The following is a 20,945-nucleotide window of genomic DNA, read 5'->3' as shown; positions in this document are numbered from 1 at the left end:
AAACCGCCGAACGGCGTCCGCCGCCCTTGCCGATCCTAAACGACCGCTCGATACTGTATGCACATACAGCCAAGCGATCTCCCCATGCAGCTCATCGACAAGCTTACCGTTCTCGCCGACGCGGCCAAGTACGACGTGTCCTGCGCCAGCAGCGGCGCGCCCAAGCGCGGCTCGCGGGGCAAATCCGGGCTGGGCGCCACCGACGGCATGGGCATCTGCCACAGCTTCACCCCGGACGGTCGTTGCGTCGCCCTGTTGAAGATCCTGCTGACCAACTTCTGCCTGTACGACTGCCAGTATTGCGTCAACCGTCGCTCCAGCGACGTGCCCCGCGCCCGGTTCACCCCGGAGGAAGTGGTCAGCCTGACCCTGGACTTCTACCGGCGCAACTGCATCAGCGGCCTGTTCCTCAGCTCCGGGATCATCCGCTCGGCGGACTACACCATGGAACAACTGGTGCGGGTCGCCCGGCTGCTGCGCGAGGAGCACGAGTTCCGCGGCTACATCCACCTGAAGACCATTCCCGACGCCTCCGCCGAACTGATCGCCGCCGCCGGGCGCTACGCCGACCGGCTCTCGGTCAACATCGAGCTGCCCAGCGAAAGCAGCCTGATCCGCCTGGCGCCGGAAAAGAAAGTCGCCACCATCAAGCAGGCCATGGGCACCATCCGCCTCGGCGAGGAGGAGGCCCGCGGCGAACCCAAGGCCCCGCGCTTCGCCCCCGCCGGGCAGAGCACCCAGATGATCGTCGGCGCCGACGCGACCGACGACCGCACCATCCTGCAGACCGCCCAGACCCTGTATGGCGCCTACCGCCTGAAACGGGTCTATTACTCGGCCTTCAGCCCGATTCCCCAGAGCCCCGCCAGCGTGCCCTTCGAGGCCCCGCCGCTGTTGCGCGAGCATCGCCTGTACCAGGCCGACTTCCTCCTGCGCGGCTACGGCTACCGCGTCGAGGAACTGCTCGGCGAGCCGGGCAACCTGCCCCTGGACATCGACCCCAAGCTGGCCTGGGCGCTGGCCAACCGCGCGCACTTCCCGGTGGACCTCAACCGTGCCGAGCCGACCCTGATCGCCCGGGTGCCGGGCATCGGCGTGCTCACCGCCAAGCGCCTGGTGGAATTGCGTCGCCAGCGGCGCATCCGCTACGCCGACCTGACACGCATGCGCTGCGCCATGGAAAAGGCCAAGCCGTTCATCGTCACCCAGGACTACCGTCCGTTGCAGGCGGGACACGAGTCCTGGGTGTTGCGCCAGCGCCTGAGCGAAGCCCCGGCGCAGATGGCCCTGTGGTGATGCGTCCGGTGCGCTTTTCCGGCGAGTTCGGCGATTGGCGGCGGCTCAGCCGGCGCCTGCTGGCCGCCGGCGTGGCGCCGGAGAGCCTGACCTGGCAGGTGGAGGGCGCGGGCGAGGACCTGTTCGCGGACAGCCCCGCCGGAGCCGACGAGGTGCCGGAGAAGAATCCGCTGCGGGTGCCGCGGGAGCTGCCGGCACTGCTGGAACAGGCCGCGCGCTTTCGCGCCGACGACCGTTGGGCGCTGCTCTACCGGATTCTCTGGCGCGTCTGCAACGGCGACCGCAGCGCCATGCTCGCTGGCGATGTGGATGGCGGCACGCTGCACCGGCGGATCAAGGCGGTGCGCCGCGAGGCCCACCACATGCACGCATTCCTGCGTTTCCGCGAACGGGACGCCGCCCTGGGCGCACCGCAATTCGTCGCCTGGCACGAGACCGCCCACGATGTGCTGGACCTGGGCGCCGAGCATTTCGCCGAGCGCATGGGCCGGCATACCTGGTTGGTGGCGACGCCCGAGGGCGCCGCGCACTTCGACGGCCAGCGGCTGCGCTACCAGCGGCCCTGCCCGACGGACATCCGCGCCTTCGCCGAAGGCTTGCACGACGGCGGCGAACGCCTCTGGCAGGCGTACTACACCAGCACCTTCAACCCGGCGCGGCTCAACCCCAGGGTCATGCTCAACCACATGCCCGCACGCTTCTGGAAACACCTGCCGGAAGGCCCGTTGATTCCCGACCTGATGAGCCGCGCCCGCGCCGGCCAGCAACGGCTGGCCCAGACCGCCGCGGTGGGCGAGCAGCCCGGCCGCCAGGTACTCATCGCCCAGGAGCGCGCCCAGCCTCGGCGCCCCCTGCCCTCCTCGCTGGACGCCTGCCGCAACTGCGAGATCTGGCGCGATGCGACCCAGGCCGTACCCGGCCAAGGGCCGGCCCAGGCGGCCATCATGCTGGTGGGCGAACAGCCCGGCGACCACGAAGACCTGGCCGGGCGCCCCTTCATCGGCCCCGCCGGCGAGGTCCTCGCCCGGGCCCTGGCGGCGGCCGGCCTGCGCCGCGAGGCGCTGTACCTGACCAATGCGGTGAAGCACTTCAAATGGGAGCCCCGCGGCGGCCCTACCGGGCGCGCCGCCACGCGCAAGCACGCGACGCCCAAGCCAGGGGAAATCCGCGCCTGCCACAGCTGGCTGGACAAGGAAATTCGCGAGGTCGGCCCGCGGGTGATCGTCGCCCTGGGCCGCACCGCCCTGGCGTCGCTGCTGGAGGTGCAGAATCCGCAACGCTTGCGCCTCGCCGATTTCGCCGGCAAGCCGTTCCGACACCTGGATCGCTGGATCCTGGTGGCGCCACACCCGGCCGCCGTCCTGCGCGCCCAGGATGGCGGCGAAGCGCTGTATGCCGCGCTGGTGGAAGCACTGGCCGAAGCCGGACGCCTCCAGCACGAGCAACCGGGCCCGACCGGTTCGGCAGACGCCTAGCGCGGGGCCAGGCCGCAGTCGTCGCTGTTCGGCTGAAAACCCGAGGGGGATGCGCGCAGCCATGGCCGTCATCGCTCGGCCGCCATCCTGCATCGCGAAAGGCTACGCCGGGGTGGTGGACCCGCCGGCACAAGCCGGGCACCTTCGCCACGGGCAGCCTCGCCCCGCCGGTTCGGTAGAGGTCCACCGCGAGGCCAGCCGGAGATGCCACTGTCCGGCTGGAGACCTGAAGGGGACTGCGAGACGGTGGGGGATCGTCATCGCGGAATCGCAGGCGATAGTGAAGGTTCGGCATGAGTCAGGACCTTCTTGCCGAAGGTCCCGACTGGAGCAACTGGAGCGATGAGGATCGCGCGAAAGGCGCCGCCAGGGCGACGCCTCGCCTGGCTCAGCGGAAGCGCCGGCCCTGGTCTTCGTCGCTGACTTCCAGGGAAAGCCCCTGGGCGACGCTGGTCAGGTGCTCACCATCGGTTTCCGAGCCGAGCTTGATCATCAGGCGCAGGTCGTTCGCCGAATCGGCGTGGGCCAGCGCGTCTTCGTAGGTGATCTCGCCCTGGATGTAGAGCTGGTAGAGCGCCTGGTCGAAGGTCTGCATGCCCTGCTCGGTGGAGCGTTTCATCAACGCCTTCAACTCATGCACCTCGCCCTTGCGGATCAGGTCGGCGGCCAAGGGGGTGTTCAGCAGCACCTCGATCACCGCGCGACGCCCCTTGCCGTCCGGGGTCGGCACCAGTTGCTGGGCGACGATGGCACGCAGGTTCAGCGACAGGTCCATCCACACTTGCTGCTGCCGGTCGGCGGGGAAGAAGTGGATGATCCGGTCCAGCGCCTGGTTGGCGTTGTTGGCGTGCAGGGTGGCCAGGCACAGGTGCCCGGTCTCGGCGAAGGCCACGGCGTAGTCCATGGTCTCGCGGGTCCGCACCTCGCCGATCATGATCACGTCCGGCGCCTGGCGCAGGGTGTTCTTCAGCGCCACCTCGAAGGTCTCGGTGTCGATGCCCACCTCGCGCTGGGTGACGATGCAGCTCTGGTGCTGGTGGATGTATTCGATCGGGTCTTCGATGGAAATGATGTGGCCGCTGGTGTTGCGGTTGCGGTAGCCGATCATCGCCGCCAGGGAGGTGGATTTACCGGTGCCGGTGGCGCCGACGAAGATCACCAGGCCGCGCTTGGTCAGCGCCAGCTTCTTGAGGATTTCCGGCAGCTTGAGGTCGTCCAGGGTCGGGATGTTGGTCTCGATCCGGCGCAACACCATGCCCACCAGGTTGCGCTGGTAGAAGGCGCTGACCCGGAAGCGGCCGATGCCGCGGGCGCTGATGGCGAAGTTGCACTCATGGTTCTCGGCGAAATCGCGGCGCTGCTGCTCGTTCATCACGCCGAGCACCGTCTCGCGGGTCTGCTCGGGGGACATGGGGGTCTTGGTCACCGGCATGATCTTGCCGTTCACCTTCATCGAGGGTGGGACCCCGGCGGTGATGAACAGGTCGGAGCCGCCTTTCTCCACCATCAGGCGCAACAGTTTTTCGAATTCCATGGGCTCTCACCTAGCCACGCCTATCCTTTTGCCGCCATTCGGCGACACGCCGACGCGGGCGTGTGGGCGCCGTCGGCCTGCGTCGGGCGCCCCGGGGGACGCCGCCGCGTGTTAGAAATTTTCCGGGGTCTTGGACTTCTCGCGGGCGTTTTCCCGGCTGATCAGGCCCTTGGCGACCAGGTTCTTCAGGCAGGCGTCGAGGGTCTGCATGCCCAGCGCGCCGCCGGTCTGGATCGCCGAATACATCTGCGCCACCTTGTCCTCGCGGATCAGGTTACGGATCGCCGGGGTGCCGATCATGATCTCGTGGGCCGCCACCCGGCCGCCGCCGATCTTCTTGATCAGGGTCTGCGAGATCACCGACTGCAGGGATTCGGAGAGCATCGAGCGGACCATGGACTTTTCTTCGGCGGGGAACACGTCGACCACCCGGTCGATGGTCTTCGCCGCCGAGGTGGTGTGCAGGGTGCCGAACACCAGGTGGCCGGTCTCCGCGGCGGTCAGCGCCAGGCGGATGGTCTCCAGGTCGCGCATCTCGCCCACCAGGATGATGTCCGGGTCCTCCCGCAGTGCCGAGCGCAGCGCCTCATTGAAGCCGAGGGTGTCGCGGTGCACCTCGCGCTGGTTGATCAGGCACTTCTTCGATTCGTGGACGAATTCGATGGGGTCCTCGACGGTGAGGATGTGGTGGTACTTGGTGGCGTTGAGGTAATCGAGCATCGCCGCCAGGGTGGTGGACTTGCCCGAACCGGTGGGGCCGGTGACCAGCACCAGGCCGCGCGGCACGTCGGAGACCTTCTTGAAGATCTCGCCCATGCCCAGGTCTTCCATGCTCAGGACCTTGGACGGAATGGTCCGGAACACCGCGCCGGCGCCCCGGTTCTGATTGAAGGCGTTGACCCGGAAGCGCGCCACGCCGGGCACTTCGAAGGAGAAGTCGGTCTCGAGGAACTCTTCGTAGTCCTTGCGCTGCTTGTCGTTCATGATGTCGTAGATCAGCGCGTGGACCTGCTTGTGGTCCATGGCCGGCAGGTTGATCCGGCGCACGTCGCCGTCGACCCGGATCATCGGGGGCAGGCCGGCGGAGAGGTGCAGGTCCGACGCGCCCTGCTTGGCGCTGAAGGCGAGCAGCTCGGTAATATCCATGGGGACTCCCCAAAATTCCAGGCAAGCGGTGATCGACCGTCGAGGCGGATGGGCAGATGGCGGGCGCCCCGAAGGGGTCGGCGGCCTTCGCTCGCAACGTTTTTCAACGGCCTGTTAGAATGCCGCGGACTCAAGAAGGCCGGGCCACAGAGCGCAGGTAATGTCCACGATAGCAAAGAATATTGCAAAGGTTCGCGCGCGGATCCGTGAGGCGGCGCAAGCCTCGGGGCGAGATTTCGCCGACATCGGCCTGCTGGCGGTGAGCAAGACCCAGCCGGCCGAGGCGATTCGCGACGCCTTCGCCTGCGGCCTCGTCGATTTCGGCGAGAACTACCTGCAGGAAGCGCTGGCCAAGCAGGAGGTCCTCGGCGACCTGCCGCTGCGCTGGCATTTCATCGGCCCGATCCAGTCGAACAAGGCCCGCGCCATCGCCGAGCGCTTCGACTGGGTGCACTCGGTGGAGCGCCTGAAGATCGCCGAGCGCTTGTCCGCGCAGCGCCCGCCCCACCTGCCGCCGCTGAACGTCTGCCTGCAGGTGAACGTCAGCGGCGAGGCCAGCAAGTCCGGTTGCGACGCGGCGGAGCTGCCCGCGCTGGCCCGCGCGGTGGCGGCCCTGCCGAACCTGCGCCTGCGCGGCCTGATGGCGATTCCCGAGCCCAGCGAAGACCCGGCCGTGCAGCATGCCGCCTTCGCCCGCCTGCGCGCCTTGCGCGACGACCTCGGCCTGGACCTCGACACCCTCTCCATGGGCATGAGCCACGACCTCGAGGCCGCCATCGCCGAGGGCGCCACCTGGGTGCGCATCGGCACCGCCCTGTTCGGCGCGCGCGACTACGGCGCGCCGGCCCCCGCCCACTGACCTCGACCCCGCACGGATATAGGAAGCCTTTCCATGAGCACACCCCGTATCGCCTTCATCGGCGCCGGCAACATGGCCGCCAGCCTGATCGGAGGCCTGCGCGCCCAAGGCCTGGCCGCCGACCGCATCCACGCCAGCGATCCCGGCGCCGAGCAACGGGCGAAGATCGCCGCCGAGCACGGCATCCGGGTCAGCGAGAGCAACGCCGAGACCGTCGCCGGCGCCGACGTGGTGGTCCTCGCGGTCAAGCCACAGGTGATGAAGAGCGTGTGCGAAGGCCTGGCCGAACACGTGCCGGCGCACGCCCTGATCGTCTCCATCGCCGCCGGCATCACCTGTGCCAGCCTCTCCGCCTGGCTCGGCACGGCGGCCGGCGCGCCGCGGCCGATCGTGCGCTGCATGCCGAACACCCCGGCGCTGCTGCGCCAGGGCGCCAGCGGCCTGTACGCCACCGACGCGGTCTCCGCCGAACAACGCGAGCAGGCCGAACGATTGCTCGGCGCGGTGGGCCTGGCGCTGTGGCTGGAGGAGGAACGCCAGCTCGACGCGGTCACCGCCCTGTCCGGCAGCGGCCCGGCGTATTTCTTCCTGCTGATCGAGGCAATGACCGCCACCGGCGAGCGCCTCGGCCTGCCGCGCGAGGTCGCCGAACGCCTGACCCTGCAAACCGCCCTCGGCGCCGCCCACATGGCGCTGGACAGCGAGGCCGACGCCGCCGAGCTGCGCCGCCGGGTAACCTCGCCGAACGGCACCACCGAAGCCGCGGTCAAGGCCTTCCAAGCCGGCGGCTTCGAAGCCCTGGTGCAGCGCGCCCTCGACGCCGCCGCACAGCGCTCCGCCGAACTGGCCGAGCAACTGGGCAACTGACCCGACAAACCACGGAGCCAACATGACCGGATTGAACACCGCAGCCATCTACGTGCTGCAAACCCTCGGCAGCCTCTACCTGCTGATCGTGCTGCTGCGCTTCATCCTGCAACTGGTGCGCGCGGACTTCTACAACCCGCTCAGCCAGTTCGTGGTGAAGGCCACCCAGCCGCTGCTGCGCCCGCTGCGGCGGATCGTGCCGGGCTTCGCCGGCCTCGACCTGGCCTCGCTGGTCCTGGCGATCCTGGTGCAGATGCTGCTGATGATCGCCACCCTGGCGCTGATGGGCTTCGGCATCGGCGGCGTCCTGCTGAACATCCTGGTGTGGTCGCTGATCGGCGTCACCTCGCTGTTCCTCAAGGTGTTCTTCTTCGCCCTGATCGTCAGCGTGATCCTCTCCTGGGTCGCCCCGGGCAGCTACAACCCCGGCGCGCAACTGGTCAACCAGCTCTGCGAACCGCTGCTCAGCCCGATCCGGCGCATCCTGCCCAACCTCGGCGGGCTCGACCTGTCGCCGATCTTCGCCTTCCTCGCGCTCAACCTGCTGGACATGCTGGTGATCGGCAACTTGGCGGTGATGACCGGGATGCCGAAAATCCTCAGCCCGTTCATGTGACGGCGATGGGCGCGAACCGACGCGCGAGCGCGCCATGAGCTTCTATCGCTGGGACGGCGAGGACCTGATCCTCGACTGCCACCTGCAGCCCAAGGCCAGCCGCGACGAGTTCGCCGGGCTGCACGGCGAACGCCTGAAAATCCGCCTCACCGCGCCGCCGGTGGAGGGCAAGGCCAATGCCCACCTGCTGGCGTTCCTCGCCGAGGCCTTCGGCGTGGCGAAGAGCCTGGTGGTGCTGGAAAGCGGCGAGCTGAACCGCCAGAAGCGCGTGCGCATCCGCGGCCCGCGCCGCTTGCCGGACCTGCCCGGACTGACCGCTCGGCCCGCCTGAGCGACCTTAAGGCGGCCCCGCGCGCCGCCCGGATTGACGCGACCCCGGCACCCCGCATAATGCGCCGATGCCCGAGCGCGCGAGCCATCCGCCGCCGCCCCCGCCTTGAGAGGAAAGCCAGGATGAGCATGGAACGTCTCAGCCAGCAGGTCGATGCCTACGTCGGCTGGAAGCGCGAGCTGATCCGCGAGATCACCCGCTACCGCAGTTGGCTGGAGCACAACCGGCTGAACTCCGACCCGGTGCAGGCCAAGCTGGAGCGCGCCCTGCGCCTGCTGCGCACCGACCACATCACCCTGGCCTTCGTCGGCGAGTTCTCCCGCGGCAAGACCGAACTGATCAACAGCCTGTTCTTCTCCCAGTACGGCCAGCGCATGCTGCCGTCGCAGGCCGGGCGCACCACCATGTGCCCCACCGAGCTGTACTTCGACCCGCGCTCGGAACGCTCCTACATCCGCCTGCTGCCCATCGAGACCCGCGCCGCCCATGCCAGCGTGGCCCAGTTCAAGCGGATTCCGCGGCACTGGGTGAACATTCCCCTGGACCTGGAAGACCCGGCCAACATGGTTCGCGCCTTCGCCCAGGTGGCGAAGAGCAAGCCCATGCCGGTGGAACAGGCGATCCAGCTCGGCTTCCACCCCGACGCCCTGGAAAGCGCCGACAAGGCCGGCCACGTGCTGGTCCCGGCCTGGCGCCACGCCATGGTCAACTTCGACCACCCGCTGTTGCGCCAGGGCCTGCGCATCCTCGACACCCCCGGGCTCAACGCCCTCGGCAGCGAGCCGGAGCTGACCCTGTCGATGCTCCCGGCGGCCCAGGCGGTGATCTTCCTGCTGGCCGCCGATGCCGGCGTCACCGCCAGCGACATGGCGATCTGGCAGCAGCACATCCGCCAGCTCGACGAGGACACCCAGACCAGCCTGTTCGCCGTGTTGAACAAGATCGACGTGCTCTGGGACGACCTCGCCGGCGAAAGCTTCGTGCAGAACGCGATCCGCCAGATCCAGGAAAGCACCGCCCGGCAACTCGGCCTGCGCCGCGAGGACGTGCTGCCGCTGTCGGCGAAGCAGGCGCTGCTGGCCAAGGTGCGCGGCGACCACGCCCTGCTCGAGCGCAGCCAGATGGAACGCCTGGAAACGCTGTTGTGCGAGCGCATCGTCGCGCAGAAGGAACGGCTGATCGAGGACCGGGTGGTGAACCAGGTCCTCGCCCTGTTGCAGAACAGCCAGCACGTGCTCGGCCTGCGCCTGGATAAGGTGCGCGAGCAGCGCGACCTGCTCGGCGGCCACCAGCAGGACAACGGCCAGTTGCTCTTCGAGCTCACCGCCCGCACCAAGGACGACCATGCCCAGCACCATCGCCGGCTGCTCGGCCTGAAGACCAACCAGCGCCTGCTCAAGCGCCAGGGCGACCTGCTGCGCATGGCCGCGCGCCCGGACCGCCTCGAACTGCACCTGAACCGGGTGCGCCACGACCTCACCGACAGCTGGACCACCCTCGGCATCAACCAGGCGATCCTGCATTTCTTCCGTTCGGTGGAAGCCGACCTGCACGCCTTCGAGCACGAGGCGGACATGGCCAACCGCATGGTCGCGGCCATCTACCGGCGGCACAACGAAGAGAATCCGCTGCACGGGGTGGACGCGCCGCGCTTCGACATCAAGCGCTATCAGCGCGACCTGGCCCAACTGCGCGGCAAGGCCCACCAGTTCCGCCTCGGCCTGGGCACCCTGCTCACCGAGCAGCGCCTGCTGACCCGGCGCTTCTTCGCCACCCTGGTGCAGGAAGTCATCGGCCTGCACCAGCGCCTGCGCCAGGAAGCCGCGCAATGGGCCAACGACGCGCTGATGCCGCTGATGCAGCACACCCTGGAACACAAGCAATTGCTGGAAAGCCACATGCTGCGGCTCAAGTCGCTGGCCCAGGAAACCCAGAACGCCAGCCAGCGGGTCCAGCACCTCGGCCAGTACGCCCGCGAGCTGGAGCACCAGCTCCTGCAAGCCAACGACATGCTCCGCGTGCTGCGCCGCCCGGCTCCGATCCAGCGCCAGGGCAAGGTGGTCACTCTGCCGGGCGCGCCACGGGCGCATGGCCTCGGCGAGGCCTGACCCCGGCGACGCCCGACGGCGCGGCGCCGGCGGCGTTCTTGCCGCAGGGGGCGGTGCTCTTTAGACTGGAGCCCTCCCCGGCTTTCAGAGCAGGCTCATGCCCTCCGTCTTTCCCGAAGATTCCGTTGGCCTGGTCACGCCCCGGACGATGCGTTTCAGCGAGCCGCTGGCGCTCGCCTGCGGGCGCAGCCTGGCCGACTACGAGCTGGTCTACGAAACCTACGGCGAATTGAACGCCGCACGCAGCAACGCCGTGCTGATCTGCCACGCCCTTTCCGGCCATCATCACGCCGCCGGCTACCACAGCCCCGACGACCGCAAGCCGGGCTGGTGGGACAGCTGCATCGGCCCCGGCAAGCCCATCGACACCCGCCGTTTCTTCGTCGTGTCGCTGAACAACCTCGGCGGTTGCAACGGTTCCACCGGCCCCGCGAGCCTCAACCCGCTGACCGGCCAGCGCTACGGCGCGGATTTCCCGGTGGTGACCGTGGAGGACTGGGTGCACAGCCAGGCGCGCCTGGCCGACGCCCTGGGCATTGAGCGCTGGGCGGCGGTGGTCGGCGGCAGCCTCGGCGGCATGCAGGCGCTGCAATGGAGCATCAGCTACCCCTCGCGTATCCGCCACTGCCTGGCCATCGCCTCGGCGCCCAAGCTGTCGGCGCAGAACATCGCCTTCAACGAGGTGGCGCGCCAGGCGATCCTCTCCGATCCGGAATTCCACGGCGGGCATTTCCAGGAGCAGGGGGTGATTCCCCGCCGCGGGCTGATGCTGGCGCGCATGGTCGGCCACATCACCTACCTGTCCGATGACGCCATGGGCGAGAAATTCGGCCGCGGCCTGAAAAGCGACAAACTCAACTACGACTTCCACAGCGTGGAGTTCCAGGTGGAAAGCTACCTGCGCTACCAGGGCGAGGAGTTTTCCGGGCGCTTCGACGCCAACACCTACCTGCTGATGACAAAGGCGCTGGATTACTTCGACCCCGCCGAGCCCCTGGGCGGCGACCTGGCGAAGACCCTGGCGGGGGTCGAGGCGGACTTCTGCATCATGTCCTTCACCACCGACTGGCGCTTCTCCCCGGCCCGCTCGCGGGAAATCGTCGACGCCCTGACCGTCGCACGCAAGAACGTCTGTTACCTGGAGATCGATGCGCCCCAGGGCCACGATGCCTTCCTCATGCCGATCCCGCGCTACCTGCAGGCGTTCGGCGCCTACATGAAACGGATTCCGCTATGAGCATGCGCGCCGACCTGGACATCATCCAAGACTGGATCCCCGCCGGCAGCCGGGTGCTCGACCTGGGCTGCGGCGACGGCGAACTGCTCGCCTGGCTGCGCGACCACAAGCAGGTCAGCGGCTACGGCCTGGAAATCGATGCGCAGAACATCGCCCGCTGCGTCGAGCGGGGCGTCAACGTCATCGAGCAGGACCTCGACAAGGGCCTCGGCAACTTCGCCAGCGACAGCTTCGACGTGGTGGTGATGACCCAGGCGCTGCAAGCCGTGCACTACCCCGACCGGATACTCGAGGAAATGCTGCGGGTCGGACGCCAGTGCATCATCACCTTCCCCAACTTCGGCCACTGGCGCTGCCGCTGGTACCTGGCGAGCAAGGGCCGGATGCCGGTGTCCGAGTTCCTGCCCTATACCTGGTACAACACGCCGAACATCCACTTCTGCACCTTCGAGGACTTCGAGGCGCTGTGCCACCAGATGCAGGTGAAGGTGCTCGACCGCCTCGCGGTGGACCGCCAGCATCGCCATGGCTGGGCCAGCCGCGCCTGGCCGAACCTGCTGGGCGAGATCGGCATCTACCGGGTCAGCGGTCCGCGCGTGCAGGACCACCGCCTGGCCATCTGAACCGCACGGCCATCCGTCAACGCCGGCCCGCCGCCGGCTCCATAGAGGAACCCCCCATGCGCCGCTTCTTCCAGTTCCTGTTCGCCCTGTGCCTGGCGTTACCCGCCGCCGCCGAACGCCTGCAGCGCTTCGGCGACCTCGACGTGCACTACAACGTGTTCAACTCCGGCTTTCTCCAGCCCGACGTGGCCGCCGCATCCGGCCTGGTGCGCAGCAAGACCCTCGGGGTGGTGAACGTCGCCGTGCTCAAGGGCGGCAAACCGGTGCCGGCGCAGGTGAGCGGCGAGATCAAGGACCTGCTCGGCAAGCGTACGCCCTTGCAGTTCAAGGACGTCAGCGAGGGCGACGCCCTCTACCACCTGGCGCAATTCCCGCTGGAGAGCCGCGAAGTGCTGGGTTTCAGCCTGGAAGTGCGCCAGGGCGACGAAGCACCGCACCGTTTCGAGTTCAACCAGGAAATGTTCCCCGACGAATGAAGACCCTGACCCAACTGGTGCTGGCCAGTCACAACGCCGGCAAACTCAAGGAACTCCAGGCCATGCTCGGCGAGACCGTGCGCCTGCGCTCGGTCGGCGAATTCAGCCAGGTCGAGCCGGAGGAAACCGGCCTGTCCTTCGTCGAGAACGCCATCCTCAAGGCGCGCAACGCGGCGCGGCTGTCCGGCCTGCCGGCGCTGGCCGACGACTCCGGCCTGGCGGTGGACGCCCTGGGCGGCGCGCCGGGCATCTACTCCGCGCGCTACGCCGACGGCCAGGGCGACGCGGCGAACAACGCCAAGCTGCTGGCGGCCCTCGACGCGGTACCGGAAAACCAGCGCGGCGCCCAGTTCGTCTGCGTGCTGGCCCTGGTGCGCCACGCCGACGACCCACTGCCGATCCTCTGCGAAGGGCTCTGGCACGGGCGCATCCTGCGCGAAGCCCGCGGCGCCCAGGGCTTCGGCTACGACCCGCTGTTCTGGGTGCCCGAACGCGGCTGCTCCAGCGCCGAGCTGGCACCGGCGGAGAAGAACCTGCTCAGCCACCGCGCCCGCGCCATGGTCCTGCTCAAGCAGCGCCTGGGCCTCGCCGATGCGTGAAGCCCGCGGCCGGTCCCACCACGAGCACCCGCGCGATGGCCGCTGAGCCGAGCCCGGCCTTCGCGCTGCCGCCGCTGGCCGCGTACATCCATATCCCCTGGTGCGTGCGCAAGTGCCCGTACTGCGACTTCAATTCCCACGCGGCCAGCGCCGAGTTGCCGGAAGAGGCCTACGTCGACGCGCTGCTCGCCGACCTGGAGCAGGACCTGGCCCAGGTCCACGGCCGCGCCCTGGGCTCGATCTTCTTCGGCGGCGGCACCCCCAGCCTGTTCTCCGCCCGCGCCCTTGGCCGGCTGCTGGAAGGCGTCGAGCGGCGCGTCGGTTTCGCCGACGACATCGAGATCACCCTGGAGGCCAATCCCGGAACCTTCGAGCAGGCCAAGTTCACCGACTACCGCGCCCTGGGCATCAATCGCCTGTCCATCGGCGTGCAGAGTTTCCAGGGCGACAAACTCAAGGCCCTCGGCCGCATCCACGATGGCGACGAGGCCATCCGCGCGGCGGACATGGCGCGCCGGGCCGGCTTCGACAACTTCAACCTCGACCTGATGCACGGCCTGCCCGGCCAGAGCCTCGCCGAGGCCCTGGACGACCTGCGCATCGCCATCGACCAGGGGCCGACCCACCTGTCCTGGTACCAGCTCACCATGGAGCCGAACACGGTGTTCTGGAGCCAGCCGCCGCAGTTGCCGGAAGACGACCTGCTGTGGGACATCCAGGAGGCCGGGCAGGCCCTGCTGGCCGACGCGGGCTTCGCCCAGTACGAGGTCTCCGCCTACGCCCGCGCGGGCCGGCGCGCACGGCACAACCTGAACTACTGGACCTTCGGCGACTTCCTCGGCATCGGCGCCGGCGCCCACGGCAAGCTCAGCGATCCCCACGGGCGCATCCGCCGCACCTGGAAAACCCGCTTGCCGAAGGACTACCTGGACGCCGGCAAGGCGTTCCTCGCCGGCGAGCGCGAACTGGACGCCGGTGAACTGCCCTTCGAGTTCCTGATGAACGCCCTGCGCCTGAGCGAGGGCGTCGCGGCCGAGCTGTTCGTCGCGCGCACCCGCCTGCCCCTGACGGTGCTGGCGAAGGCCCGGCGCGACGCCGAGGCGCGCAAGCTGCTGCGCGCCGATCCCGGCCGCCTGGCGGCCACCGCCGAGGGCCAGCTGTTCCTCAACGACCTGCTGCAACTGTTCCTTCCCTGAGCCAAGGCTCGCGCCTCCGGGAACCCATGGACAACCCGTGGGCCGGGCTTTCCCGGGGTTTTTCGCCGAGCCGCTGACGCCGGAAAACCGGCGAATAGAAAGTCCTGCGCCGCCTTGCGCAAACGCCCAACCATTCCGGTAGGCTATGCCGCTTTCGCCGACAGACCACCCGAGGCCCGGCCATAGTGTTGGATCCGCGCAGCATCATTTTCATCCTCTCCGCCCTCAGCCTGCTGATGGCGGTGGTGCTGTTCGCCATGCCCAGCTCGGTGCGCGAGCGGGTCGGCGGGGCGCGCTACTGGAGCGCCTCGATGTTCACGGTGGCGATCGCCTCGGTGTGCTACGGGCTGCGCTCGGTGATTCCCGATCTGTTCTCCCTGGTGCTGGCGAACTTCGCCGCGCTCACCGCCATCGCGCTGATCTGCGCCGGCGGCCGCTGCTTCTTCGAACGCCCGCCGCGCACCGCCTGGCTGGCGGGCAGCGTGCTGCTGGCCAACCTCGCGATGTTCTACTTCTTCTACCTGAACGACCAACTGGCGGCGCGGGTGGTGATCTTCTCCGCGCTGTCGGGCGCGCTGATGGCCTACTTCGGGGTGAACGTGGTGCGCTACCGCCCGCGGGACGAGGACCGCGCGCAGTTCCCCTACCTGTTCACCGCCGGCAGCGTGTTCTTCGACGTACTGATCTCCTGCCTGCGGATCCTCAATACCCTCGTCGTGCCGGCCCAGAGCGGCGACTTCCTCGCGCCGACCCTGATCAACGTGCTGTATTTCTCCACCCACAGCCTGCTGGCCATCTGCATCTCGGTGGGCTTCATCCTGATGCTCAACGAACGGCTGCATGCGCTGCTGGTGCACCAGCTCAGCCACGACGCGCTGACCAACGCCTACACCCGCCACATCGTCATCGACATGGCCACCCACGAGCTGGCCGCCGGCCGCGAGCCGGCGTCGCTGCTGTTGCTGGACATCGATCACTTCAAGCGGGTCAACGACGAGCGCGGCCACCAGACCGGCGACGAGGTGCTCAAGCACATGGTGCGCGTGCTCGGCACCGGCCTGCGCGCCAACGAGGCGCTCGGCCGCTACGGCGGCGAGGAATTCGTCCTGCTGCTGCGCAACACCGACGCCGACCAGGCCGCGCGGGTGGGCGACCGCCTGCGCGAACGGGTCGCCGAAAGCCCCTACCGCGCAGCGGACGCCGAGCCGCTGCCGATCACCGTCAGCATCGGCGCCGCCACCGCGCAACCTGGGGAAAGCCTGGAGCAATGGCTCAAGCGCGCGGACACCGCGCTCTACCAAGCCAAGCGCGCCGGGCGCAACCGGGTCGTCTCGGCCTGACGCACGTTCACAAGGAACCTTCCCATGCATTACGCCCTCGACCTGATCGCCAGCCTGTCGCGCTGGAGCCGCGGCCACCTGTCCGAGATCGCCCTGGCGCTGATGGCCACCCTGCTGGTGCTGCTCGGCCCCGGCATCAACGCCCGGGTGCAGCAGCGCCTGGGCGGGCTCAACGTGGTCCTGCGCAGCCTGTTGTTCGTCGTCCTGTGCATGCTCGGCTACGGTCTGGCGATGATCTATTTCACGCCCTGGGTGGCCAAGGGCCTCGGCTACTTCAACAACTACACCCTGGCGCCGGTGCTGTTGCTGAGCCTGTGCCTGATCGGCCTGCTCGCCGAGCGCAGCTGAAGCGCCTTTCGCGCGGACGAAAAAAAGCCGCCCGAAGGCGGCGGATGGCCAGGCAGGCCGGAAAGCGAAAGTCGTTCAGATCCCTTCGCGACGCAAGGCTTGGGGGGTGAAATCCCGCGGCCCGAGGGGCGCGTGGAAGTCGTACATCGGCTCGTTGTTGTCCATGCCGTCGACGAAGTAGCGGCCGCCGGTCAGGTCGTACAGGGTTTCCAGGGTGCTGCCGAACATGGGTACGTCGTAGTAGCTGATCGGGTGGCTTTCCTGGAAGCCGCTCAGTTGTCCCGCTTTGTCGTACAGGTCCACCGCGAGGATCTGCCAGCTGTCCTCGTCGAGGTAGAAGCGCCGCTTGCCGAAGGGGTGGCCGAAGCCCTTGCGCAGTTCGGCATCCACGACCCAGACGCGGTGCAATTCATAGCGGAGCAGCTCGGGGTCGACGAACTTGGTCTTGAGGATGCGCTCGTAGGGAATGCCCTTCTGGTGCACCTGGTAGCTGTTGTAGGGAACCAGCATCTCCTGCTTGCCGCGCAACGTCCACTCGTAGCGATCCGGCGCCCCGTTGTAGGCGTCCACCATGTCCGCCGTGGCCATGCCGTTGGTATCCGGTTGCAGCGCGTCGTAGGCCAGCATCGGCAGGCGCCGCACGCGCCGCTCGCTGCGGTTGAAGCGCCAGGCCTTGCGGATCGACAGCACCTGGTCCAGGGTCTCCTGCACCACCAGCGCCGAGCCCGCCAGGCGCGACGGCGCGATCACCGTGTACTTGTAGTAGAACAGGGTGTTCTGCAGCTCCTGGGGCGTCATGCCGTCGCGGCCATAGACGAAATAGACGTCGCGATCCAGCTTGAGCAGGTTGTAGCCGCCGTTGGCCAGCACCGCGGCCTGGTTGGTGACGAAGTGAATCTGGTCGCCACGGTAACGCATGATGTGGTTCCAGATCGCCTCCTGGCCGGTCGCCGGCAGCGGGAAGGGAATCCCCGCCGCCGCGCCCTCGACGCCGTTGCCGCCGGAGATCAGCCGCGCATGGGTCGCGTTGTAGCGGGTGGCGTCGTAGATGCGCTGCGGCGCGGCCGCACTGCGATGGGTGGGGAACACCCGCACGTGGTAGTCCGGATAACGCACCAGCAGGTCCGCCAGCCCCGCCGGCAACTTCGCCCGGTGGCTCTCCAGGGTGTTGCCGTCGATGACGTACAGCGGCTTCTCGGCCGCGAAGGGGTCGGGATGGTGCATGCCCGGCCGGTAGTCGGCCGGCGGCGTGGCCAGACCGCCGTTCCAGGCGGGAATGGTGCCGGCGGCGTTGCCGGCCTGCTCCCCGCCCAGCGGCGTGAGTTCCTTGCCCAGGCGCACAGCCTGGGATTCCGCGATTTCCGCCTGGGCCTGCAGGGCGCAGGCGGCCAATAACAATGCCCCTAAGGATTTCAACACAGCGCTCTCCTTGCGGCGCTGACCGAAAGGCCGCGCACGCTTTTTTGTTATGCCGGCGGCCCGTGGGCCGAGGCAGCTCAGTTGCTTTCGAGGTGAGGTACCGTCTTGTACGCCGGGTGGGCCCGGTCTATGGGTAGTGCGGTATTACCGGCGGACGCCCGGGCGCCCGCCGTTGCAACGGTTCATGCCATACGTTCGAACTTCAGGTCCCAGACGCCATGCCCGAGGCGCTCGCCGCGCCGCTCGAACTTGGTCACCGGGCGCTCGGCCGGGCGCTCCACCCAGCGGCCGTCGGGCGCCAGGTTGCGATAGCCGGGGGCCACGTTCATCACCTCCAGCATGTGCTCGGCGTAGGGCTCCCAATCGGTGGCCATGTGCAGCACGCCGCCGGGCTTGAGCTTCTGCCGCACCAGCTCGGCGAACGCCGGCTGGACGATGCGCCGCTTGTGGTGGCGGGACTTGTGCCAGGGGTCGGGAAAGAACAGCAGCAGGCGGTCCAGGCTGGCGTCGGCGACGCAGTCGCGCAGCACCTCCAGGGCGTCGCAGCTATACACCCGCACGTTGTTCAAGCCCTGGCCGAGCAGGCCGTTGAGCAAGGCACCGACGCCCGGCTTGTGCACCTCGACGCCGATGAAGTCCTGCTCCGGCGCCGCGGCGGCCATTTCCAGCAGGGAATGGCCCATGCCGAAGCCGATCTCGAAGGTCAGCGGCGCGCGGCGGCCGAAGACCTCGGCGAAATCGCGGCGACCGCCGGCCAGCTCCAGGCCGAAACGCGGCCAGCCCTGATCCAGCCCGCGTTGCTGGCCTTCGGTCATGCGCCCGGCGCGCATCACGAAACTCTTGATGGTGCGCTGGGGCCGTTCGGCCTCGGGCCGCGCCTGTGGTTCGCTCATGAAAAACCTGTGTGTTCGAAGGGTGCGCCTGGGCACCGGTCAACCCTGGGAGCGGGCACGCCGCCCGCCCGAGGAATCAGCGGATCAAGCCGTCCAGCGGCGAGGAAGCGCTGGCGTAGAGTTTCTTCGGCATGCGCCCGGCCAGGTAGGCCATGCGCCCGGCGAGAATCGCGTGCTTCATCGCCTCGCCCATCAGCAGCGGGTCCTGCGCATGGGCGATGGCGCTGTTCATCAGTACGCCGTCGCACCCCAGCTCCATGGCGATGGCGGCGTCCGACGCGGTGCCCACGCCGGCATCCACCAGCACCGGCACCTTCGCTTCCTCGAGGATGATGCGTAGGTTGTAGGGGTTGCAGATGCCCAGGCCGGTGCCGATCAGGCCGGCCAGCGGCATCACCGCGATGCAGCCGAGCTCGGCGAGCTGGCGGGCGATGATCGGGTCGTCGCTGGTGTAGACCATCACGTCGAAACCGTCCTTGACCAGCACTTCGGCGGCCTTGAGGGTTTCGATCACGTTGGGGAACAGGGTCTTCTGGTCGGCCAGGACTTCCAGCTTGACCAGCGTGTGGCCGTCCAGCAGCTCGCGCGCCAGGCGGCAGGTGCGCACCGCCTCGTCGGCGTCGAAGCAGCCGGCGGTATTCGGCAGCAGGGTGTAGCGGTCCGGCGGCAGCACGTCGAGCAGGTTGGGTTCGCCGGGGTTCTGGCCGAGGTTGGTGCGCCGCACCGCCATGGTGACGATCTCCGCGCCGCTGGCCTCGATGGCGCGGCGGGTTTCGTCGAGGTCCTTGTACTTGCCGGTCCCCACCAGCAGGCGCGACCCGTAGGTACGGCCGGCCAGGGTGAAGGGCTTGTCGCGCAGAACGTGGCTCATCGTGGGATTCCTCTAATGCGGGCGCGGAAGGGTTGACCGGCGAAGCCCTAGCCGCCGCCGATGGCGTGCACCACTTCGACGCGGTCGCCTTCGCGTAGCGCGGTGGCGGCGTGCTGGCTGCGCGGCACGATATCCAGGTTGAGCTCGACCGCGACGCGTCGGCCGGTCAGGTTCAATCGCTCGAGCAGGCCGGCGACGTGTTCGCCATCGGGCAGCTCGAAGGATTCACCGTTCAACTGAATGCGCATGACGGACGGTCGCAACTGTGAGGGGGTCGGCATTCTAGCTCCAACCGCGACGACGACCAAGGCTAAAGGACACCATTCATCCCGCCGCCGCGGCGCTCAGGCCAGGCGCCAGGCGCTCAGGCCGAGGCACAGCCAGCCGGCCAGGAATGCCACCCCGCCGATCGGCGTGATCATCCCCAGCTTGCCGACGCCGCTGAGGGTCAGGGCATACAGGCTGCCGGAAAACAGCAGGATGCCCAAGGCGAAGGCGCCGCCGGCATAGCCCAGGCCGCGGCTCGGCGCCTGCAGCGCCAGCAGGCCGACGCCCAGCAGCGCCAGGGCGTGGACCAACTGGTACTGCACGCCGGTATGGAACACCGCCAGGTATTCCGCGCTGAGGCGGCTGCGCAGGCCGTGGGCGGCGAAGGCGCCGAGGGCGACACCGCTGAATCCGGCGAACGCCGCCAGCAACAGGAACAGTCGAGCCATGGAAATCTCCGTGAAGGACGAACGCGCCCGCGACGCAGGTCCCGGCACCGGCAGGCGGCGGGTTCGGGCGCGGCCTGTATAATGGCCCGCTCCGACTCCCAGGCCAAGCCGCGCATGATCCGCACCCTGTTCCGCCGCCTGTTCGTCTGCATCGCCTGGTTCGCCGCGGGCTCGGCCCTGGTGGTCCTGGCGCTGCGCTGGATTCCGCCGCCGGGCAGCGCGCTGATGCTCGAACGCAAGGTGGAATCCTGGATCGACGGCACGCCCATCGAACTGCGCCGCGACTGGCGGCCCTGGCGGGAGCTGCCGGACGACCTGAAAATCGCGGTGATCGCCGCCGAGGACCAGAAATTCGCCGAGCACTGGGGCTTCGACGTCGGCGCCATCCAGGCCGCCATCGCCCACAACGAGCGCGGCGGCACCCTGCGCGGCGCCAGCACCCTCAGCCAGCAGGTGGCGAAGAACCTGTTCCTCTGGTCCGACCGCAGTTGGCTGCGCAAGGGCTTGGAAGCCTGGTTCACCGCGCTGATCGAGCTGTGCTGGTCGAAGCAGCGCATCCTCGAGGTCTACCTGAACAGCGTGGAATGGGGCGACGGCGTGTTCGGCGCGGAAGCGGCGGCCCGCCAGCATTTCGGCGTCGACGCGCCCTACCTGTCGGCCCAGCAGGCCAGCCTGCTGGCGGCGGTGCTGCCCAACCCGCGGGAGTGGAGCCCGAGCCGGCCTGGCGCCTATGTCGCGCGCCGCGCGGGCTGGATTCGCCGACAGAGCTACCAGCTGGGCGGCAGCCACTACCTGGAACGGCTCGCCCCTCGCTACCCCGACTGGTGGCCGCGGACACCCCGCTAGCCGAGGGCCATCGGTATCCTTCGTCGGAGGAGCCGCGCCGCCAGGCTGGCCGAACACGCACGCATCCCTGCCTGCGCACCGCCGCGGATCGAGAAATACCGGTCACGGGTATCCGCCACCTTCACGGCGGGATCGGGGCGGGCAGCGCT

At 68.6% G+C, this 20,945-nt stretch carries 22 protein-coding genes; 15 read left to right on the top strand and 7 right to left on the bottom strand.

Going from position 1 to position 20,945, the window contains the following annotated elements:
* Positions 1-84 precede the first annotated feature (84 nt).
* Together OGL92_RS09310 and OGL92_RS09305 are read left to right on the top strand one after the other, a co-directional pair.
* A complete protein-coding gene (locus OGL92_RS09310; RefSeq protein ID WP_263143084.1) occupies positions 85-1,296 on the top strand; it encodes a putative DNA modification/repair radical SAM protein in 1,212 nt (403 codons plus the stop codon).
* Entirely contained in the window at positions 1,296-2,771 is a 1,476-nt protein-coding gene (locus OGL92_RS09305; protein ID WP_263143358.1) for a UdgX family uracil-DNA binding protein, read from the top strand. Before OGL92_RS09310 ends, OGL92_RS09305 begins: the two co-directional genes overlap by 1 nt.
* Before the next feature lie 388 nt (positions 2,772-3,159).
* Here the strand turns inward: OGL92_RS09305 and OGL92_RS09300 are convergent, their stop codons facing one another.
* Positions 3,160-4,305: a PilT/PilU family type 4a pilus ATPase gene (locus OGL92_RS09300; protein WP_263143078.1), complete on the bottom strand. Its 1,146-nt coding sequence runs from the start codon at positions 4,303-4,305 to the stop codon at positions 3,160-3,162.
* A 111-nt stretch (positions 4,306-4,416) separates the two neighbouring features.
* On the bottom strand, positions 4,417-5,451 hold the full coding sequence (gene pilT / locus OGL92_RS09295; protein ID WP_263143076.1) for a type IV pilus twitching motility protein PilT: 1,035 nt from the start codon (positions 5,449-5,451) through the stop codon (positions 4,417-4,419).
* Between the two features lie 160 nt (positions 5,452-5,611).
* On the opposite strand from pilT, the gene OGL92_RS09290 reads away from it, so the two are divergent.
* The 12 genes from OGL92_RS09290 to OGL92_RS09235 all read left to right on the top strand — a co-directional run bounded on the left by OGL92_RS09290 (position 5,612) and on the right by OGL92_RS09235 (position 16,051).
* Positions 5,612-6,310, top strand: a complete 699-nt coding sequence (locus tag OGL92_RS09290; protein ID WP_263143066.1) for a YggS family pyridoxal phosphate-dependent enzyme — start codon at positions 5,612-5,614, stop codon at positions 6,308-6,310.
* Between the two features lie 33 nt (positions 6,311-6,343).
* Entirely contained in the window at positions 6,344-7,177 is an 834-nt protein-coding gene (gene proC, locus OGL92_RS09285; protein WP_263143062.1) for a pyrroline-5-carboxylate reductase, read from the top strand.
* A gap of 22 nt (positions 7,178-7,199) precedes the next feature.
* Entirely contained in the window at positions 7,200-7,793 is a 594-nt protein-coding gene (locus OGL92_RS09280; protein WP_263143057.1) for a YggT family protein, read from the top strand.
* Between the two features lie 34 nt (positions 7,794-7,827).
* Positions 7,828-8,124 (top strand): DUF167 domain-containing protein, encoded by a 297-nt coding sequence (locus OGL92_RS09275; RefSeq protein WP_263143056.1) that lies wholly within the window; start codon positions 7,828-7,830, stop codon positions 8,122-8,124.
* Positions 8,125-8,246: 122 nt separating this feature from the next.
* The gene (locus OGL92_RS09270) at positions 8,247-10,232 is read left to right on the top strand and encodes a dynamin-like GTPase family protein (protein WP_263143055.1); all 1,986 of its coding nucleotides are present in this window, start codon (positions 8,247-8,249) and stop codon (positions 10,230-10,232) included.
* A gap of 97 nt (positions 10,233-10,329) precedes the next feature.
* Positions 10,330-11,469 (top strand): homoserine O-acetyltransferase, encoded by a 1,140-nt coding sequence (locus OGL92_RS09265; RefSeq protein WP_263143048.1) that lies wholly within the window; start codon positions 10,330-10,332, stop codon positions 11,467-11,469.
* A gap of 2 nt (positions 11,470-11,471) precedes the next feature.
* On the top strand, positions 11,472-12,092 hold the full coding sequence (gene metW, locus OGL92_RS09260) for a methionine biosynthesis protein MetW (protein ID WP_263143355.1): 621 nt from the start codon (positions 11,472-11,474) through the stop codon (positions 12,090-12,092).
* A 56-nt stretch (positions 12,093-12,148) separates the two neighbouring features.
* Positions 12,149-12,568, top strand: a complete 420-nt coding sequence (locus tag OGL92_RS09255; protein WP_263143047.1) for a DUF4426 domain-containing protein — start codon at positions 12,149-12,151, stop codon at positions 12,566-12,568.
* Positions 12,565-13,167 carry an RdgB/HAM1 family non-canonical purine NTP pyrophosphatase gene (gene rdgB / locus OGL92_RS09250; RefSeq protein WP_263143045.1) on the top strand — a complete coding sequence of 201 codons (603 nt, stop codon included), beginning with the start codon at positions 12,565-12,567 and terminating at the stop codon, positions 13,165-13,167. The genes OGL92_RS09255 and rdgB overlap by 4 nt, the downstream gene beginning before the upstream one ends.
* Positions 13,168-13,202: 35 nt before the next feature.
* A complete protein-coding gene (gene hemW, locus OGL92_RS09245) occupies positions 13,203-14,363 on the top strand; it encodes a radical SAM family heme chaperone HemW (RefSeq protein WP_263143043.1) in 1,161 nt (386 codons plus the stop codon).
* 185 nt (positions 14,364-14,548) lie between these two features.
* Positions 14,549-15,703 (top strand): GGDEF domain-containing protein, encoded by a 1,155-nt coding sequence (locus OGL92_RS09240; protein WP_263143041.1) that lies wholly within the window; start codon positions 14,549-14,551, stop codon positions 15,701-15,703.
* Positions 15,704-15,727: 24 nt separating this feature from the next.
* Positions 15,728-16,051, top strand: a complete 324-nt coding sequence (locus OGL92_RS09235) for a DUF3392 domain-containing protein (protein WP_263143040.1) — start codon at positions 15,728-15,730, stop codon at positions 16,049-16,051.
* Between the two features lie 75 nt (positions 16,052-16,126).
* Here OGL92_RS09235 and OGL92_RS09230 read toward each other — a convergent pair whose 3' ends face one another.
* From OGL92_RS09230 to OGL92_RS09210, 5 genes are all read right to left on the bottom strand, one after another.
* Entirely contained in the window at positions 16,127-17,470 is a 1,344-nt protein-coding gene (locus OGL92_RS09230; RefSeq protein WP_263143038.1) for a DUF1329 domain-containing protein, read from the bottom strand.
* Positions 17,471-17,652: 182 nt separating this feature from the next.
* Positions 17,653-18,363, bottom strand: coding sequence for a tRNA (guanosine(46)-N7)-methyltransferase TrmB (trmB, locus tag OGL92_RS09225; RefSeq protein ID WP_263143037.1), 711 nt, complete (start codon positions 18,361-18,363; stop codon positions 17,653-17,655).
* Positions 18,364-18,439: 76 nt separating this feature from the next.
* On the bottom strand, positions 18,440-19,234 hold the full coding sequence (locus OGL92_RS09220; protein ID WP_263143035.1) for a thiazole synthase: 795 nt from the start codon (positions 19,232-19,234) through the stop codon (positions 18,440-18,442).
* Positions 19,235-19,281: 47 nt separating this feature from the next.
* Positions 19,282-19,482, bottom strand: coding sequence for a sulfur carrier protein ThiS (thiS, locus tag OGL92_RS09215; RefSeq protein WP_263143352.1), 201 nt, complete (start codon positions 19,480-19,482; stop codon positions 19,282-19,284).
* A 96-nt stretch (positions 19,483-19,578) separates the two neighbouring features.
* On the bottom strand, positions 19,579-19,950 hold the full coding sequence (locus OGL92_RS09210; protein WP_263143033.1) for a DUF423 domain-containing protein: 372 nt from the start codon (positions 19,948-19,950) through the stop codon (positions 19,579-19,581).
* A gap of 114 nt (positions 19,951-20,064) precedes the next feature.
* Between OGL92_RS09210 and mtgA the strand changes: the two genes are divergently transcribed.
* Complete coding sequence (gene mtgA / locus OGL92_RS09205) at positions 20,065-20,796, top strand: monofunctional biosynthetic peptidoglycan transglycosylase (RefSeq protein ID WP_263143349.1); 732 nt, start codon at positions 20,065-20,067, stop codon at positions 20,794-20,796.
* Positions 20,797-20,945 lie beyond the last annotated feature (149 nt).

It is taken from the genome of Pseudomonas sp. RIT-PI-AD, assembly GCF_025642785.1.
GTDB lineage: Bacteria > Pseudomonadota > Gammaproteobacteria > Pseudomonadales > Pseudomonadaceae > Pseudomonas_T.
Note: the sequence above shows the minus strand (reverse complement) of the source record. Positions and strands in the feature narration are given on the sequence as shown.